Below are 368 nucleotides of genomic sequence, written 5' to 3'. Positions count from 1 at the left end.
AGCCTCTATACCCCCTGCATCATACTGGCGTTCCCAAATGCCAATCGCACCGAAGTTGCGAATATCGAACCATGCTGCGACTTCGCGATGCGACAACCGCTGGCTTCGCATCCGCTTCAGCACGGCAAGCTTGAACTCGGCGCTGTAGTGCGTGTACTTCCGTTTGATGCTCGCCGCGCCATGCAGGCGGTATCCCGCCACCCAGCGCCGTACTGTTCCGCTGTCTATTTCATGGCGTTTGGCGATCTCACCATAGCCTGCCTGACCGTCCAGGTAGCTCTGGATAACTGTCAGCCTGAACTGCTCCGAGTACCGATACATGAAAACACCCCAAAAGTTGGTGTCCAACTTTTGGGGTGCAGTTCATG

At 56.0% G+C, this 368-nt stretch carries 1 protein-coding gene; it reads right to left on the bottom strand.

Going from position 1 to position 368, the window contains the following annotated elements:
- Window positions 1-321, bottom strand: a 321-nt coding sequence (locus AB4Z16_RS28175) for a helix-turn-helix domain-containing protein (protein ID WP_441514600.1), incomplete at its 3' end; no start/stop codon positions are given.
- Window positions 322-368: the final 47 nt, after the last annotated feature.

This window comes from Allobosea sp. TAF32, assembly GCF_052113585.1.
In the GTDB taxonomy this organism is placed as follows: domain Bacteria; phylum Pseudomonadota; class Alphaproteobacteria; order Rhizobiales; family Beijerinckiaceae; genus Allobosea.
This window is presented reverse-complemented; position numbering and strand designations above follow the sequence as displayed.